A 15,749-nucleotide genomic window follows, 5' to 3' on the forward strand; every position below is an offset into this window, starting at 1 on the left:
TCTTGTATCTCACCGACCGCTCCGCGCCCATCGAGGCGGGCGCCGACCGGGGCCGAAGACGCGGCCCGGGGCCCGGGGTCGCCCCGGTCGTGTTCGTGCTGGGCGCGGTCAGCCTGATCACGGACATCTCCTCGGAGATGGTCACCGCCGTCCTGCCGCTCTACCTCGTCACCACGCTCGGCTTCAGCCCGCTGGGATTCGGCACCCTCGACGGCGTCTACAACGGCGTCAGCGCACTGGTCCAGCTCACCGGCGGCCACCTCGCCGACCGGGTGCGGGGCCACAAGCTGCTGGCCGGGCTGGGCTACGGACTGTCCGCGCTGTGCAAGCCACTGCTCCTGATCGCCGGCAGCCTCGGCACGCTCGGCACGGTGCTGGCTCTGGACCGGACCGGCAAGGGCCTGCGCACCGCGCCGCGCGACGCGGTGATCTCCCTGTCCACGCCGGCCGGGCACCAGGGCCGGGCCTTCGGTGTCCACCGGGCGATGGACACCACCGGTGCGATGCTCGGCCCGCTGGCGGCCTTCCTCATCCTGCGCGCGGCGACCGACGGTTACGACGCCGTGTTCGGCGTGAGCACCTGCGTCGCCGCGCTCGGCGTGGTCGTGCTGGTGCTGTTCGTACCGGGCAGGCAGGAGGGCCCGGGGAAGCACGAGGGCGCACAGCCCGATGACCTGACCGATGACTCCGCTGTGACTCATGAGTCCCCTGCGAAGGGCAGGCCGCCCATCCGCCTGCGCGAGGCGCTGGCACTGCTGCGCCTGCCGCGGCTGCGGGCGCTCGCCGGCTGTGCCGCGCTGCTCGGCCTGACCACCGTCAGCGACGCCTTCGTGTATCTGCTCCTCCAGCGGCGGGCGGGTGTCGGCGAGGAGTGGTTCACGCTGCTGCCGCTGGGTACGGCCGTGGTGTTCCTGCTGCTGGCCGTGCCCGTCGGCGCGGTGGCCGACCGGGTCGGACGTCGCACGGTGTTCCTCACCGGGCACGTGGGCCTGCTCACCGCCTACGCACTGCTGCTGTGGGCCCCGGACACACCGCTCCTCGTCCCGGTCGTCCTCGCCCTGCACGGCACCTTCTACGCGGCCACCGACGGGGTGCTCCCGGCCGCTGTCGCGGGCCTCGTGCCCGAGCAACTGCGCGCCAGCGGCCTGGCCATCGTCGGCACCAGCCAGGCGCTGGCCCGGTTCTGCTGCTCGCTGGCCTTCGGCGCCGCCTGGACGGCCTGGGGAGACGGCCCGGCGCTGGCCGGCTCGGCGACCGGTCTGCTGTGCTGCGCGGCCGTCGCGGGCGTGGTGCTGCGCCCGGCCGGCGCAACCCGATGACCACCTCGGCAACACGAACCCCAAGGATCCGGATGACATCGATGCGCCGCCGTCTGCTCCTACTCGTCGCGGCGGTCCTGCTGCTCGTGGGCCTGGGCACCGGCGTGGTCCTGCACGCCGCGGCCCGCGCCGACCGGGCGAACCGGCCGCAGTCGGGCGATCCCGCCGTGCGTACGGGCAGGTTGACGCTGAATCAGAAGGGTCGGCTGACGTTCCTCAACACGGCCGCCGGCCCGCACCGCAACGCGGTCGCCTCGGTGCCGTCCACCGGCCCGGGCGACGGACGGGTCGCCTCGGGCCTGAAGTGCGTACGCTTCTACGCGGCCGCCGGCACGGGCATCTGCCTCCAGTCCAACCCCGGCGTCCTCAGGCAGAGCAACCGCGCCCTGCTCCTGGACGCCGGCCTCCGCACCCGGCGCACCTTCCCGCTCGCGGGCACTCCCAGCCGGGCCCGGGTGTCGCCCAGTGGCCGGTTCGCCGCCTGGACGGTCTTCGTCTCCGGCGAGTCCTATGCGTCCGCCTTCTTCTCCACCCGGACCTCGATCCTGGACACCCGGACCATGCGGCTGACGCCCAGCCTGGAGACGTTCTCCGTCGTCAGGGACGGCAAGCCCTACCACGCCTCGGACATCAACTTCTGGGGCGTCACCTTCGCCTCCGACGACGACACCTTCTACGCCACTCTCAACACCGCCGGCCAGACCTATCTGGTCCGGGGTTCGATCTCCCGACGCACGGTCACCACCCTGGTCGAGAATGTGGAGTGCCCGTCCCTCTCCCCCGACGGGACCCGCGTCGCCTTCAAGAAGCGGGTGCTGTCGCGTACCGACCTCTGGCACGAGTACGTCCTCGACCTGCGCACCCTGCAAGAGACGGCGCTGGCAGAGCGCCACAGCGTCGACGACCAGGCCACCTGGCTCGACAACCACACCGTCGCCTACGCACTCCCCGCCGACGGCACGGTCGGCAGCAGCGATCTGTGGAGCGTCCCCGCGGACGGCTCGGGAACCCCCCGCCTGCTGATCGCGGGCGCCTCTTCCCCTGCGCCGCTGTAGACCGGGCTCACTGGAAGTAGACGAGGATGCGTCCGGCGTTGCCGGTGTCGATCTCGCGCCGGACGTAGAGCTTCCGGATGTGCTGCTGGTCCAGGAACGCGAGCACGCGAGCCCTGAGCCGTCCGGAACCCTTGCCCGGAATGATCTCCGCAACGGGCTCGCCCGAGTGGTTCGCCCTGAAGAGGAACTGACGCAGCGCGAGTTCGATGTCGCGGTTGTTGCGGAAGATCGGGTGGAGATCGAGCGACAACATGTGGAACCTCCCCGGTGATGCGACGACACGATCAGGTCGATGACGTCGATGTCAATCGTCGGCTCGCTCCCGGCCGCCCCCTTCCGCGTACCGCAATGTCGAATGCCGTAATGCGGAAATATAATGCCGCCAAGCGGAAAAGGCGGGGGTGGGGTTGAGTATGCGGCGGCATGTCAGGACGAAGGTGCTCGGTCGCGCGGACGCACGCGGGGAAGGGCGGGGCCGGCGGCCGGGAGCTCGTCCCCGCCGGTGGCGGCCGGGAGCTCGTCCCCGCCGGTGGGCTCCGAGGCGCGTCCCCGCGTTCGCCGTCCCTGTGCTGCGCGGCCTCGCCCAGGTCGTGTTCCTCGACAGCGCTGCGGCAGGCGCCGTCTTCGCCCTCGCGCTGCTGACGGCGGACTGGCGGTACGGCGCCTACGCACTGGGCGGCGCCGCCCTCGGCACCGGCGCCGCAGGCCTGCTGGGCGCTCCCCGCGACCGGGTGCGCACCGGCCTGGAGGGCTTCAACTCCTGCCTGACCGCCCTCTGCTTCGCCGTGTTCCTCGGTGCGGACAGGCCCGCCACGGTGGTGCTCGCGGCCGCGGCCTGCCTCGTGGCCACCGTCGTCACGGCGGCCCTGGTGCGGCTGCTGCGCGTGTGGGATCTGCCGACGCTGACCCTGCCCTACTGCCTGCTGGCGGGAGCGGTCACCCTGGCCGCGCCCGCCTTCCGACGGATCTGGCCCCATGGCGGAAGCATCGCCGCGCTGCCCCGCGCCGCCTCCGGAACCGCCGTGCTGCGCTGGCACGACCTGGCCGGAGCGTTCTTCCGCAACGTGTCCCAGGTCTTCTTCCTGGACCAGTGGCATGCCGGGGTCGTGCTGCTGGCGGGCCACTTCCTGGCCAGCCGGGTCGCGGGGTGGGTAGCCTGCGCCGGCAGCGCGACGGGCATCCTCACGGCCTGGGCGCTCGGCACGCCGGCCGCACGGATCGCCGACGGCACGATGGGCTGCAACGCGGTTCTGGTCGCGCTGGCACTGTGCGGGGTCTTCCTGGCCGCCACCCGGTTGACGCTGCTGTACGCGCTGCTCGGCGCCGCGACCGCGACCGCCCTCACCCCGGCCGTCGCAGCCCTCCTCGCCCCGTCCGGCGGCCATCCCTTCACCTGGCCGTTCGTCCTGACGACACTCGGCTTCCTGGCGGCCGCCCGCTCCTTCCCGCTCCTCGCCACCCCCACCATCCGCCCCACCGCGAACCGGCCCGCCGAGTCAGGTCCCGCTCCGGAGGTAGCCGGCTGATCCCGTCGTGGGAGGTCTGCGCGGCGTCACACGCCCGCGGGCCAGGTCTGCTGCTCCCGGCTCTCCTCGGCCAAGGGGCGCAGTGGTGTGAGCGCGTGGGTGCGGTCGAGGTAGCAGAAGGCGTCGTAGCGCTGGGCGAGGACCGTCGGGACGTAGTTGCCGACGCGGTCGTACTGCGGCCGGTACACCACGCCGATCGCGCGGTGGCCATGCTCTTCGTGGAACCACTCGCCCCGCCCGGAGGAGGGCGGATGCTGCAGCTGCACATGCGGGAAGACGAACAGAACGCGCTCGCCGGGCAGTGCCCGGTGCAGCAGATCCTCCACACTTCCGCGGCGCGCGGCCGGCACACCCATGACCCTCGGTGTGTCGCCCCACGCGTCCGCGGCGATCACGGTGCCGGAGTGCGATCCGAACCCGACCAGCACCACCCCTGCCCCCATATGCCGCTCGCGCACCAGCTGGCCCACATTGACCTCGCCGACGTCGGCCATGTCCGTGGCGCGCGCATCGCCGATGTGGGTGTTGTGCTCCCAGACCACCGCCTTGGCCTCGGGGCCGTGATGTTCCATCAGCCGGTCCAGCGTGTCGGCCATATGGAGGTCCCGCATGTTCCAGGCCTCGGGACCGCTCTCCAGCATGACCCGGTAATAGGCCTCGGCCCCGGCCAGCACCTGGGCGTTCTGCCGGGCGGCGAACTCCGCGAGCGAGCCGTCCACGGCTGCCGCCTGCGCCGCCCGCCGACGCAGCTCGGTGAGCACGGACACCACCTGCGGCTCACAGCCCTCCGGCACATAACGGGTGGCCGGCGCGTAGGACTGCGGATCCCGCGCGTACGGCTCGAAGCAGCGATACGCCTCCAGGACGTGCTCCACCCGGTCGGGATCGTGCTCGCGCAGATGGGCCAGCACCGCGTGCAGCGACTCCCACAGGCTGTAGACGTCCAGCCCGAAGAAGCCCACGCGCCGCTCGGGCGGCAGAGCCTCGTTGTGGCGGCGCAACCACCGGGTGAAGTCGGCCACGTCGGTGTTGCCCCACATCCACGTCGGCCAGCGACTGAATCCCGCCAGCACCTCGCCGGGGTCCTCGGGCGCGTCCGGCGCGGCCACCACGGCGCAGTGCACGGCCTGGCAGTCCGGCCAGTCGCCCTCCACCGCGACGAAGGAGAAGCCCTTCTCCTCGATCAGCCGACGCGTCAGCACATCACGCACCCGGTAGTAGTCGGCGGTGCCGTGGGACGCCTCACCCAGCAGCACGTAGCGGGCGTCACCGATGCGCTCCATCAGCGGGTCCAGCGACGCCGGATCGGTCAGCGGCAGGGCCTGGCTGCGCATGCGGTCCTGGTCGGTGTCGGGCACGGCTGACTCCCCTTTCCGCGGACGCCGCACCGGGTTCCCGCACCGCCACAGGCCGAAACGGCCTGCCGGCTTCTCCCCGGACGCCCAAGGACCACATGATCCGGGCCAACCTGCGGCTGGCACGCCCGTACCGTACGGCTGCCGATGCACGTCGTGGAGCAGCTGCAGAAGCTCGCGAAAGACGAACCGCACCTCCGGTTTCTGCAACAGGTGGCCGACCAGGTGGGACTGACCCGGGAACGCGTGCGGCAGCTGGAAAAGCAGTCACTCACCTGGCTGCGGGCACCCGAGACGGGCGAGCGCCTGCTGGACTGGGCGGGCTGACCCGACACGCGACTCGCCTCTAGCTGCTCGCGCACGGCGCCTGTCGGACCCTGCCAGAACGGGGCATCAGGGCCCGCGTCGTTCAGCCCGGCCATCAGGACCCCGCATCCTTCAGGCCCCGGGGCCCGGTGTCCCGCCGAGCGTCGTGTTCCGCGTCCCGCGGTGCCGGGGACCCCGGTGACGGCCGGCGTGGGTCGCGCCGCTCACCATGATCGCCAGACCCGCGCAGAAGATGAGCGCCAGCGCGAGTCCGGAGCTGAACAGGGCGAGGCCGCTCATGGTGGCGACGTCGTGATCGAGGACGGACACCGTGTACTCGGGCCCGCCGGACAGGTTGCCCGCGATCGCGAGGGCGGTGAAGGCGCCCGCGCCCACGAGAAGGAGCAGTCCGATGAACCGCATGCCAGTCATCTCCTCGCACGGTGGGTGTGTCAGTCGGGCGGGTACCCCCGTGCCTCTCCGGTCATCCCGTTCATCCCGTGCGGTTCGGCCGTATACCCCTGCCCGAGCCGGGTACTCCGGTCGCATGGCCGGCATCGAACTCAGAAGCGCAGCCTTCGGTGATCACAGCATGATCCCGCGCCGTCACGCTCATGACGCGGACAACGTCTCTCCCCCGCTCAGCTGGTCCGGAGTACCGGATGACACGGAGGAGCTGGTCCTGTTGTGCGAAGACCCGGACGCGCCGTCCGGAACCTTCGTGCACTGGCTCGTCACCGGCATCGACCCCCACGCCGGGGGTCTGGACGCCGGTCGGACGCCACAGGGCAGCCAGGCACATCGCAACGGCTTCGGGGAGCGTGGCTGGGGCGGCCCGCAGCCCCCGGTCGGCGACGACGCCCACCGGTACTTCTTCCGGCTCTACGCCCTGCCCGCCCCGGTCTCGCTCCCGGACCGGGCCACCGCCGACGAGGCGCACGCCGTGCTCGACCGGGAGCAGCTGGCGAGCGGCACCATCGTCGGGCTGTACCAGCGCTGACCACGGCGGCGGGGCTTGCCCCCTCACCCGGGCCGGCGCCCGGCGGCGCCCGGCGTACCTCTGCGCATCCCCGCTCGTCGACGGCGTAGACGCCGTAGCGCAGGAAGATGCCGAGCTTGGCGTCGCGGAACCAGGGCTGCATGGGCATGGTCGTCTCCTCGGATGGCATCGGTCTGTCTCAGACCACGACGAAGGCCCAGCGGGTGTCGCTGAGGCCGGTCTTGATGAGAGGCCCCCGGGTGCCAGCGCCGGGCGTTCCAGTATTGCCAGGTGGTGCTGTACCCGTGGACGCCTGACGGCACGCCGTCCGACGGTCTGCAGCGAGGTGGTGGCGGTGGTCGAGCCGGAGGTGTTGGTGATCGTCACCGGGACCGCGGTGCTCGCGCCGCGGGGTACCGTGCAGTTGTCGCTCGGCGGGGACGCCGTGGCCCTCAGCGGTCCGCTGCTGGAGGTGTCGGTGATGACTCCCATCTCGTACGCGTTCTGCGAGACACAGGCGCAGGCGTTGGTGGCGGCCTGGCTGCTGGGGACCTGGGTGAGTTCGATGCCGGCCGTGTCGCAGGTGAGGTGGAAGTAGTCGTAGACCACCGTGCAGCGGGTGGCGCCGTACTGCTCCAGGGTGGGGCGGACGGCGCTGCGTTCATTGGTGGACACCCGGAAGCTCGCGGCGTGCGCCGCGGGAGCCGTACCGGGTGCGGGCGCCAACACCGGCGAACGGCAAGGCATCTGCGTCCCACGCCTCGGCCTCACCGCAGCCAACTTCTGGTCCCCGGCCGGCTGGGTACGCTCGCGGCGAGCGCCAACGCCTCCGTCCTGGTCGCGAACACGCGGACGGCACGGCCGCGGTGGTCGTCTCCGACCCGGCGCGCCGGGCCACGTCGCTGGTGGTCACCTGGGGCGGGCCGGGTCCGCCGGATCCTGTCCGCACCGACGACGGTCACCGCCACCCCGGGGGCGCAACACCGCCTCGGCTCCGGTGACTTGACGGGCGCGCCCAGCAGGTCCGGGTGTGACCGGCCCGGTGAAGCCGTCCAAGCTGGACTTCGTCCGGATCGACGAGCCCAAGAAGGCCAAGAGCCGACTGCATCTCGACTTCAGGCCCGATGACCAGGACGCCGAGGTGGCCCGTCTTCTGGCGCACGGCGCGTGGACATCGGCCAGGGTGATCAGTCGTGGGTGGTGTTGGCAGATCCCGAAGGCAACGAGTTTGTGATGCATCCGCTGTGTCCGCGCGGCCTTCGTCGCCACCACCGGCACCTCCTCACATCGCAGAATCGTGGCATCTGCACCAGAATCGAACTGCGCAGGGCAAAGGGCTTCAACCGAGCAAGGAGTCGGTCATGACCACCGCTGCCCCCCATACCCTGGAGAACAAGGCTGTCTTCGTGGGCGGAGCCTCCCGCAACCTCGGCGCCCTGATCAGCCGCACGCTCGCCGACGCGGGCGCGCGCATGGCCATCCACTACAACAGCGAGTCCTCCGCGGCCAAGGCGCAGGCCGTCGCGGACGAGATCACGGCGAAGGGCGGCGAGGCCTTCACGCTCCGGGCGGACCTGACCCGGCCCGAGCAGGTCGAGCGTGTCTTCGACGAGGTCGTGAACCGCTTCGGCTCGCTGTACGCGAGCGTCAACACCGCCGGCATGGTCATCAAGAAGCCCGTGGTGGAGGTGACCCCCGAGGAGTACGACCGTATGTTCGCGGTGAACTCCAAGGCCGCCTTCTTCGTCATGAAGGAGGCCGCCAAGCGGATCGATGACGGCGGCAAGATCCTCACCGTCGTCACCTCACTGCTCGCCGGTTACACCGGCCTGTACTCGCTCTACGCGGGCAGCAAGGCCCCGGTCGAGGACTTCACCCGCGCCCTGTCCAAGGAGTTGTTCGGCCGCAACATCTCGGTCAACACCATCGCCCCCGGCCCGATGGACACCGGCTTCTTCTACCCGGCGGAGACCGACGACTCCGTGGCCTACCTCAAGGCACAGGCCATGAACGGCGAACTCACGAAGATCGAGTACATCGCACCGTGGGTGAAGTTCCTGCTCACCGACGGCTGGTGGGCCAACGGCCAGGTCTTCTTCATCAACGGCGGCTTCACCACCCGCTGAACACCTCTCGGAAAACCTCGCGGCGGCGGCAGGACCCACTGGGAAGGCCGTCGTCCTTGCGTCCTAGCCCGGGACGGCCTTGGCCCAGCCCTGGGTGACCGTCGTCCTCGCCTTCTCCAGCTGCGCGTCCGTCGGGAACTGCGGTGTTCCCTCGACCGTCGGCAGTCGTGCGGCGGCGGCCTTGTCGAGGGTGCCGTCCTGCTTCATGACGTCCAGCAGCACCGGGCGGGCGTAGCCGAGCAGCCTCAGGTTCTGGCCTTCCGGGCTGAAGAGGTACTCCTGCCACAGGCGGGCGGCCGCCGGGTGCGGGGCGTTCTTGTTGATCGCCAACGCGAAGTACTGGGCGAAGCTGCCGTCGAAGGGGATCGCGACCTGCCAGTTGACGCCCTTCCCACGGAGCTGGTCGGCGTAGTGGAGGTTGATGTAGTCCCAGTTGATGCTGATGGGCGTCCGGCCGTCCTCGACCGTGGCCGTGGTGGAATTGACGCGGTTGAAGTTGCCGATCCTGTTGAGCTCGGCGAAGAAGTCGAGACCGGGCTGGATGTTGTCGAACGACCCGTTGTTGGCCAGCGCGGCGGCAAAGACGCTGTCGAAGGCGGTGGCCGACCTGGTCGGGTCGCCTTCGAGTGCGACCTTGCCCTTGTAGGCGGGCTTCAGCAGATCGGCGAAGGTCTCCGGACAGGTCTTGACCCGGTTGGCGTCGCAGCCGATGGAGATGTAGCCCCCGTAGTTGTTGGTCCAGCGGGCGTTGGAGTCCTTCTGGTTCGCGGGGATCGAGTCGAAAGTGGCGACCTGGTACGGCGCGAGCAGATTCTGCTGCGCCGCGTTCCGCGCAAAGGTGTCGCCCACGTCGATCACGTCGGGGGCCGTCGGTCTGTTCCCGCTCTTCCTCACGGCGTCGATCTCGTCCTCGCTGTGGCCGTGCGGATTGTCCACGGTGACCTTGATCCCGTACTTCTTCTCGAAGCCGTCGATCAGGCCGCCGTAGTCGGCCCAGTCACGAGGCAGCGCGATCGCTCTGAGCGAGCCCTCTCGTTTCGCTGCGGCAATCAGTCCGCGCATGCCGCCCACGTTCGCGGCGGAAGTGGCCACCGACGGGCTCGTGAGTGTGGGGGGCGGTGGGTTCCCGCAGGCGCTCAGGCCCAGCGCCGCGAGAGCGAGGCAGCCACCGGCGACCGCTGCTCGGGCACGGGGTGTGGTCACGACTGCTCCTCGGGTGGGAAGGGTCGTGGAGTCCGGATGGCTGTCGGAAGCGGGGCGGGCCGAGGGGCTACTGCGTCGGCGAAGTGGTCGTCGAGGCCAGGGTACCCGGCCGCCTCGTCTACGGAATCCCGGCCGGGAAGCCTGCGAGCAGCGTGTTCCCCGGCGGAACACGCCGTCCTGACACTGTCGTACGGTCTCACAGCGCCGTGTCGTCCCACTGGTCGAGGAGGATGTCGCCGAGTCCCGCCGCCTCGGGTGCGGCGCCGTCGTGGAGGGACTGTTCGGCCCAGATCACTTTGCCGTTGGGCGTGTAGCGGGTCCCCCAGCGTTCGGCCAACCGGGCGACCAGGAAGAGGCCGCGGCCGCCTTCGTCGGTGAGTTCCGCCCGGCGCAGCCGGGGCGAGGTGCTGCTGCCGTCGGAGACCTCGAAGATCAGCGTGCCCGTGGCGGGGCCGGTGATCGGCACCGTGCGCAGCAGCCGGACGGCGATGGGCTCGGCGCCGTAGCGGACGGCGTTGGTGATCAGCTCGCTGAGGACGAGTTCGGCGGTGAAGGCGACGTCCTCAAGTCCCCACTCCGCCAGCCGGCGGGCGCAGGCGGTGCGCACCGGGGCCACCGCCGCCGGGTCCCGGGGCACGTCCCACTCGGCGACCTGCGCGGGCCCGAGGCGGCACGTGCGGGCCACCAGGAGCGCGATGTCGTCCCTGGGCCGGTCGGACAGCATGGCCTCCATCACGGCCGCACAGGTGGCCTCCGGCGTGCGCTCGGGCCCGGACAGGGCATCGCGCAGGGCCTCCAGACCGGCGTCCAGGTCCCGGGTGCGGTCCTCGATCAGCCCGTCGGTGAAGAGCACCAGCCGGGAGCCCTCGGGCACGGTGAGTTCGGCGGTCTCGACGGGCAGGCCGGCACCGAGCCCCAGGGGTGGGGAGACGGGCAGGTGAGGGAAGTCGACGGTCCCGTCGGGGCGGACCACCGCCGGTCCCGGATGGCCGGCGGTGGCGAGAACCAGGCGCCCGGAGGTGGGGTCGTAGACGGCGTACTGGCAGGTCGCGCCGGTGATCATGGCCTGCCCGTCCTCGGCTGCGGCGATCTCCTCGGCGTCGATCTGGGCCACCAGCTCGTCCAGCCGGACCAGCAGCTCTTCCACGGGCAGGTCCAGGCCGGCGAAGTTGTGCACGGCGGTGCGCAGCCGGCCCATGGTGGCCGCGGCGTGCAGACCGTGGCCGACGACATCGCCCACGACCAGCGCCACCCGGGTGCCGGACAGCGGGATGACGTCGAACCAGTCGCCGCCGACCCCGGCCTGGGCCGGCAGATAGCGATAGGCCACGTCGAGGGCGGACTGTTCGGGCAGCCCGCGTGGCAGCAGGCTGTGCTGCAGGGTGACGGCCATGGTGTGTTCGCGGGTGTAGCGGCGGGCGTTGTCGATGCACAGCGCTGCCCGGGCGGCCAGCTCCGCGGCGAAGGACATGTCGTCGTCCTCGAACGGCGGGGAGTCCTGCGCGCGCCAGAAGTCCACCACGCCCAGCACCACGCCGCGGGCGCGCAGGGGGACCACGAGCATCGAGTGCATGCCCCGGTCCGTGAACCGGCGGGCGCCTTCGGGATCCCGGGCCGGCCAGCCGTCGGAGGCGCTCAGGTTCCCGACCAGGACCGGTCGGCCCTCGGAGATCGCCAGGGAGACGGGGTGGTCCGGGACGAACCGCATCAGCTCACCGACGGGGTGGCGGAGATCGTCCGCGGGCAGACCGGCGACGGCACTGCGGCGCATCTCGGTGGTCCCCGCGTTCGTGCCTGAGGGCTCCTCGCCCCGCAGGACGGGGTCCAGGAGCTCCACGGTGACGATGTCGGCGAACCGGGGCACCGCCACCTCGGCCAGTTCCTCGGCCGTGCGCTGCACATCGAGCGTGGTGCCGATCCGCAGCCCGGCGTCGTAGAGCAGCTTCAACCGCTCGCGCGCCACCTCCGCCCGTCCGGCGACGGCCCGCAGCTCGGTGGTGTCCCGGAGCGTGACCACGCTGCCGGCCGGTCCGTGGGGTTCGGTGAGCCGTTTGTTGACCGCGAGCAGCCGGTCGCCCGCCAGGTGTACCTCGTCGCTGGCGGGGCGGTCGGAGGCCAGCAGGCCGGTGAGGTCCTCTTCCAGGCCCAGATCGGTGATGCGCCGCCGCTCCGCCTCCGCCGGCAGGTCCAGCAGCCGCCGCGCCTCGTCGTTGGCCAGCAGCAGCCGGCCGTCACCGCCGATGATCAGCACCCCTTCCCGCACCGCGTGCAGGACCGCGTCGTGGTGCTCGTACATCCGGGTCATCTCGGCCGGCCCCAGGCCGTGGGTCTGCCGCCGCAGCCGGCGGCTCACCAGGGCCGACCCGCCCGCGGCGACGACGAGCGCCGCGGCGGCGCCGCCGAAGAGGACCGGCAGCTGCCGGTTCACCCTGTGCTGCACCGCCTCCACCGTGACGGGCACCGAGACGATGGCGATGACCGAGCCGTCGGGAGCCCGGACCGGGACCGCCGAGATCACGGAGAGTCCCAGGGAGCCCTGGAAGGTGCTCGTGAACGGCTTGCCGGTCGCCGCCTGGGCGTAGGGGCCGATGACGTGTTTCCCGATCTGGTGCGGGTCGCTGTGGGTGAGGGTGATCCCGTTCAGTCCGTACACGATGATGGCGTCGACGCCCGCGGCCTTGCGGGCCGCCTCGGCATGCGGCTGCAGCACCGCGCTCGGGTGCGTGCTCCTCAGTGCGGCCACGATCCCCGGGGAGTTGGCGAACGTCTGCGCCGTGGTGAGAGTCCGGGCCCGGGCGTCGGACATGATGTCGCGTCGGGCCTGCACCACGAGCGCCACCAGAGTGGCCGCGACGATCAGCACCACGACCGCCAGCTGCAGCAGGAAGACCTGGCCGGCGAGACTGCGCACACTCAGCAGCGACCGCCAGGCCTCTCCCCTGCGACGGGGCCGATCCGGCACGCACCCGGATTGACCGGAATCCTCACTCATACCCCCTTTCTATCGTTTCTGGATGTCCGTAACGAGGCGACCCGGGACGACGTGCACGCCGTCCCTGCGCGAAGGCGGTCCTCGATGACCGTCAGGCACCCGCCGGCGGCGGGGCCGTCGTGCCTCTCACTTCGAGGAAGGGGGTGGCGAGCTCGACCCCGCCCGGGCGGTCCGGCTCGTCGATCCGGTCGAGCAGCCGCTGCGCGGCGCGCCGGCCCACGTCATGGCTGGCGTTGTCCACGGTGGTCAGCCACAGATGGCGCAGGCGGGAGAGGTAGGTGTTGTCGTAGCCGACCAGGGAGAGGTCGCGGGGTATCCGCAGCCCCGTCTCCTCTGCGGCGGAGAGCGCGCCGACGCAGGTCATGTCGTTGACGGCGAAGATCGCGGTCGGGCGCTGCGGGCGGCTCAGCAGCCGGACGGTCGCGCGGTAGCCGCCCTCCTCGGTGAGGTCGCCCTGTTCGACGTCCGCCGTGCCGGCGAGGCCGTGCTCGCGCATGGTCGCCTCGAAGCTGCGCCGGCGCAGGTCGCCGACCGCGCCCTGTCCGGCGATGTGAGCGATGTGCCGGTGGCCGAGGGCGATGAGGTGCTCGGTGGCCAGGCGGGCTCCGTGCTCGTCGTCGCCTGCGACGATGTCCACGCCGGGCAACACCGGCTCACGGGCGCCGGCGACGACCGTGGGGACCAGGCCGGCGGCGGTGCGCAGGGCCTGGGGGTCCTGAAGCGTGCCGACGGCGATCAGACCGTCGACGCGGAGCTCGGTGAAGGTCCGGGTGAGATCCTCGCCGAGGCGCCGGTTGAGGTGGCCGTCGGCCAGCAGCATGTGCAGGCCGTTGTCGTACAGCCGTGCGTTCAGGCCGTCGAGCAGCTCCACGAACCAGGGATTGCGCAGGTCGTCGAGCAGCACCCCCACCGTGCGGGTTCGCCGCTCGCTCAGGCTGCGCGCTGCCGCGTTGGGCCGGTAACCGAGCGCTTCGACAGCGGCGAGGACGGCCTCGCGCTTCTCCGGCCGGACCCCCTCCGAGCCGCGGAGCACGAGCGAGACCAGGGACTTGGACACACCGGCCCGCTCGGCGACGTCACGGATGGTCGGGGCACTCATACATGGACCGTTCCACAACCGCTCCGCCGCTGTAAAGCCCCCTTGACATCCGGGAGACGTCGAGCTCATGGTGAGCACAACTTCTGGAACGGTCCAAAGAAGGGGCGGTCATGGTGAATACGCTCGGCGTCGCCGTCGTGGGATTCGGCTGGATGGGACGGGTGCACACCCACGCGTACGCCCGCCTGCCGCACCACTTCCCCCAGCTTTCCGTGCGGCCTGAACTGCTCGCCGTCGCGGACGAGGTACCGGGCCGGGCCGAGGAGGCCGCCGGGCTGTACGGCTTCGCCACGGCGACCAGGGATTGGCGGGAGGTGGCCGCCGATCCGCGCATCCGGGCGGTCAGCATCACCGCCCCGAACTTCCTGCACCGCGAGATCGGTGTGGCGATGGCCGAGGCCGGCAAGCACATCTGGATCGAGAAACCGGTCGGACTCACCGCCGACGACGCCCGGGCGGTCGCCGACGCGGCCGCCAAGGCCGGCGTCCAGGGCACCGTCGGCTTCAACTACCGCAACGCGCCCGCCGTCGAGGCCGCCCGCGATCTGATCGCCTCCGGTGAGATCGGCCCGGTCACCCACGCCCGCATCCGCCTGTTCAGCGACTACGCCGCCCACCCGGACGGCGCCCTGACCTGGCGCTACGAGCGGGCGCGCGGCGGCAGCGGGGTGCTGGGCGACCTCGCCTCGCACGGCGTCGACCTGGCCCGATTCCTGCTCGGCGACATCGCCTCTCTGACCGCCGACACCGCGGTCTTCCTCCCCGAACGCGCCCGGCCGACCGGCGCCACCGCCGGTCACACCCTGGCCACCGGCGGCGAACTCGGGCCGGTCGAGAACGAGGACTACGTCAACTGCCTGCTGCGCTTCGCCTCCGGCGCCCGCGGCGTCCTGGAGGCCTGCCGCGTCTCGGTCGGTGAGCAGAACAACTACGGCTTCGAGGTGCACGGCACGAAGGGCGCCGTCTTCTGGGACTTCCGCCGCATGGGCGAACTCGCCGTCAGCCGTGGCACCAGCTACCAGGACCAGCCGGTCAGCACGGTGTACGTCGGCCCCGGCCACGGCGAATACGCCGCGTTCCAGCCGGGCGCCGCCACCAGCATGGGCTACGACGATCTGAAGGTCATCGAGGCCCACCGGTTCCTGCGCTCGATCGCCGAGGGCGCCGCGGTCGGCACCACGCTCGGCGATGCCGTGGCCGGTGCGGTGGTGCTGGATGCGATGGAGCGCTCGGCCCGGCAGGGCACGTGGGTCAGTCTGGCGTGAGCACCGTACGCATCGGGGTCATCGGCGCCGGGAACATGGGCGCCGACCACGTGAAGACACTGCACCACTGGGTCTCCGGCGCAGAGGTACGTGAGCGGCGCTGACCTCGACGAGGAACGGGCCGCCGCCGTCGCCGCGGTGGCCGGAGCCCGGGCTCGCCCCGACGGCACCGGAATGCGTCCGGGTCGTCCGCGAGGAGCGGCAGGCGGGGACCGGACTGGTCTCACTGGGCTTCATGCGCCGCTTCGACCCGGCGCACCCGGATCTGAAGGCGGCCGTCGCCGCGGGAACGTACGGCGCACCGCTGCTGCTGCGCTGCGTCAGCCGGGGCGTCGTCGCCGCGCCCGGCTGCACCGACGAGTTCAGCGTGACCGGGTCGGCCATCCACGAGTTCGACACGGTGCCGTGGCTGCTGGACTCGCCCATCACCGAGGTGAGCCGGCACGCGCTGCGGGCCACCTCGACGGTGACCGGCCTGCGTGATCCGCAGCTGATGCTGCTGCGCACCGCCGAGGTGCGCTGAC

General features: G+C 71.5%; 14 protein-coding genes and 2 pseudogenes. 10 read left to right on the plus strand and 6 right to left on the minus strand.

Features of this window, described 5'->3' with window-relative positions; translation table 11 throughout:
• The first annotated feature begins 2 nt into the window (after window positions 1–2).
• Both ACWC2T_RS36175 and ACWC2T_RS36180 read left to right on the plus strand, forming a co-directional pair.
• Window positions 3–1,319 (plus strand): MFS transporter, encoded by a 1,317-nt coding sequence (locus ACWC2T_RS36175; RefSeq protein ID WP_450674579.1) that lies wholly within the window; start codon window positions 3–5, stop codon window positions 1,317–1,319.
• Between the two features lie 32 nt (window positions 1,320–1,351).
• Window positions 1,352–2,374 (plus strand): TolB family protein, encoded by a 1,023-nt coding sequence (locus ACWC2T_RS36180; RefSeq protein ID WP_450674580.1) that lies wholly within the window; start codon window positions 1,352–1,354, stop codon window positions 2,372–2,374.
• Between the two features lie 7 nt (window positions 2,375–2,381).
• Here the strand turns inward: ACWC2T_RS36180 and ACWC2T_RS36185 are convergent, their stop codons facing one another.
• Window positions 2,382–2,627, minus strand: a complete 246-nt coding sequence (locus tag ACWC2T_RS36185) for a Smr/MutS family protein (protein WP_450674581.1) — start codon at window positions 2,625–2,627, stop codon at window positions 2,382–2,384.
• A gap of 313 nt (window positions 2,628–2,940) precedes the next feature.
• Here ACWC2T_RS36185 and ACWC2T_RS36190 point away from each other — a divergent pair, with 313 nt between their 5' ends.
• Window positions 2,941–3,900: an urea transporter gene (locus ACWC2T_RS36190; RefSeq protein WP_450674582.1), complete on the plus strand. Its 960-nt coding sequence runs from the start codon at window positions 2,941–2,943 to the stop codon at window positions 3,898–3,900.
• Between the two features lie 26 nt (window positions 3,901–3,926).
• Here ACWC2T_RS36190 and ACWC2T_RS36195 read toward each other — a convergent pair whose 3' ends face one another.
• A complete protein-coding gene (locus ACWC2T_RS36195) occupies window positions 3,927–5,258 on the minus strand; it encodes an erythromycin esterase family protein (protein ID WP_450674583.1) in 1,332 nt (443 codons plus the stop codon).
• A gap of 195 nt (window positions 5,259–5,453) precedes the next feature.
• Between ACWC2T_RS36195 and ACWC2T_RS36200 the strand changes: the two are divergent.
• Window positions 5,454–5,582: pseudogene (locus tag ACWC2T_RS36200) on the plus strand (sigma factor-like helix-turn-helix DNA-binding protein); the annotation flags it as partial.
• A 111-nt stretch (window positions 5,583–5,693) separates the two neighbouring features.
• Here the strand turns inward: ACWC2T_RS36200 and ACWC2T_RS36205 are convergent.
• A complete protein-coding gene (locus tag ACWC2T_RS36205; RefSeq protein WP_450674584.1) occupies window positions 5,694–5,984 on the minus strand; it encodes a hypothetical protein in 291 nt (96 codons plus the stop codon).
• A gap of 124 nt (window positions 5,985–6,108) precedes the next feature.
• Between ACWC2T_RS36205 and ACWC2T_RS36210 the strand changes: the two genes are divergently transcribed.
• From ACWC2T_RS36210 to ACWC2T_RS36225, 4 genes and pseudogenes are all read left to right on the plus strand, one after another.
• Complete coding sequence (locus ACWC2T_RS36210) at window positions 6,109–6,561, plus strand: YbhB/YbcL family Raf kinase inhibitor-like protein (protein ID WP_450674585.1); 453 nt, start codon at window positions 6,109–6,111, stop codon at window positions 6,559–6,561.
• A 334-nt stretch (window positions 6,562–6,895) separates the two neighbouring features.
• Entirely contained in the window at window positions 6,896–7,138 is a 243-nt protein-coding gene (locus ACWC2T_RS36215) for a hypothetical protein (protein ID WP_450674586.1), read from the plus strand.
• A gap of 432 nt (window positions 7,139–7,570) precedes the next feature.
• Window positions 7,571–7,806, plus strand: a pseudogene (locus ACWC2T_RS36220) (VOC family protein); the annotation flags it as partial.
• A 95-nt stretch (window positions 7,807–7,901) separates the two neighbouring features.
• Entirely contained in the window at window positions 7,902–8,666 is a 765-nt protein-coding gene (locus ACWC2T_RS36225; protein WP_450674587.1) for an SDR family oxidoreductase, read from the plus strand.
• Between the two features lie 63 nt (window positions 8,667–8,729).
• Here the strand turns inward: ACWC2T_RS36225 and ACWC2T_RS36230 are convergent, their stop codons facing one another.
• The 3 genes from ACWC2T_RS36230 to ACWC2T_RS36240 form a co-directional block, all read right to left on the minus strand.
• Window positions 8,730–9,869: an ABC transporter substrate-binding protein gene (locus ACWC2T_RS36230; RefSeq protein WP_450674588.1), complete on the minus strand. Its 1,140-nt coding sequence runs from the start codon at window positions 9,867–9,869 to the stop codon at window positions 8,730–8,732.
• Between the two features lie 196 nt (window positions 9,870–10,065).
• Window positions 10,066–12,861, minus strand: coding sequence for a SpoIIE family protein phosphatase (locus tag ACWC2T_RS36235; protein WP_450674589.1), 2,796 nt, complete (start codon window positions 12,859–12,861; stop codon window positions 10,066–10,068).
• Between the two features lie 91 nt (window positions 12,862–12,952).
• On the minus strand, window positions 12,953–13,960 hold the full coding sequence (locus ACWC2T_RS36240; protein ID WP_450674590.1) for a LacI family DNA-binding transcriptional regulator: 1,008 nt from the start codon (window positions 13,958–13,960) through the stop codon (window positions 12,953–12,955).
• 110 nt (window positions 13,961–14,070) lie between these two features.
• On the opposite strand from ACWC2T_RS36240, the gene ACWC2T_RS36245 reads away from it, so the two are divergent.
• Window positions 14,071–15,225: a Gfo/Idh/MocA family protein gene (locus ACWC2T_RS36245; RefSeq protein WP_450674591.1), complete on the plus strand. Its 1,155-nt coding sequence runs from the start codon at window positions 14,071–14,073 to the stop codon at window positions 15,223–15,225.
• A 235-nt stretch (window positions 15,226–15,460) separates the two neighbouring features.
• Window positions 15,461–15,748 carry a hypothetical protein gene (locus ACWC2T_RS36250; protein WP_450674592.1) on the plus strand — a complete coding sequence of 96 codons (288 nt, stop codon included), beginning with the start codon at window positions 15,461–15,463 and terminating at the stop codon, window positions 15,746–15,748.
• The last annotated feature ends 1 nt before the right edge of the window (window position 15,749 follow it).

The sequence above is a fragment of the Streptomyces sp. NPDC001393 genome, from assembly GCF_053597455.1.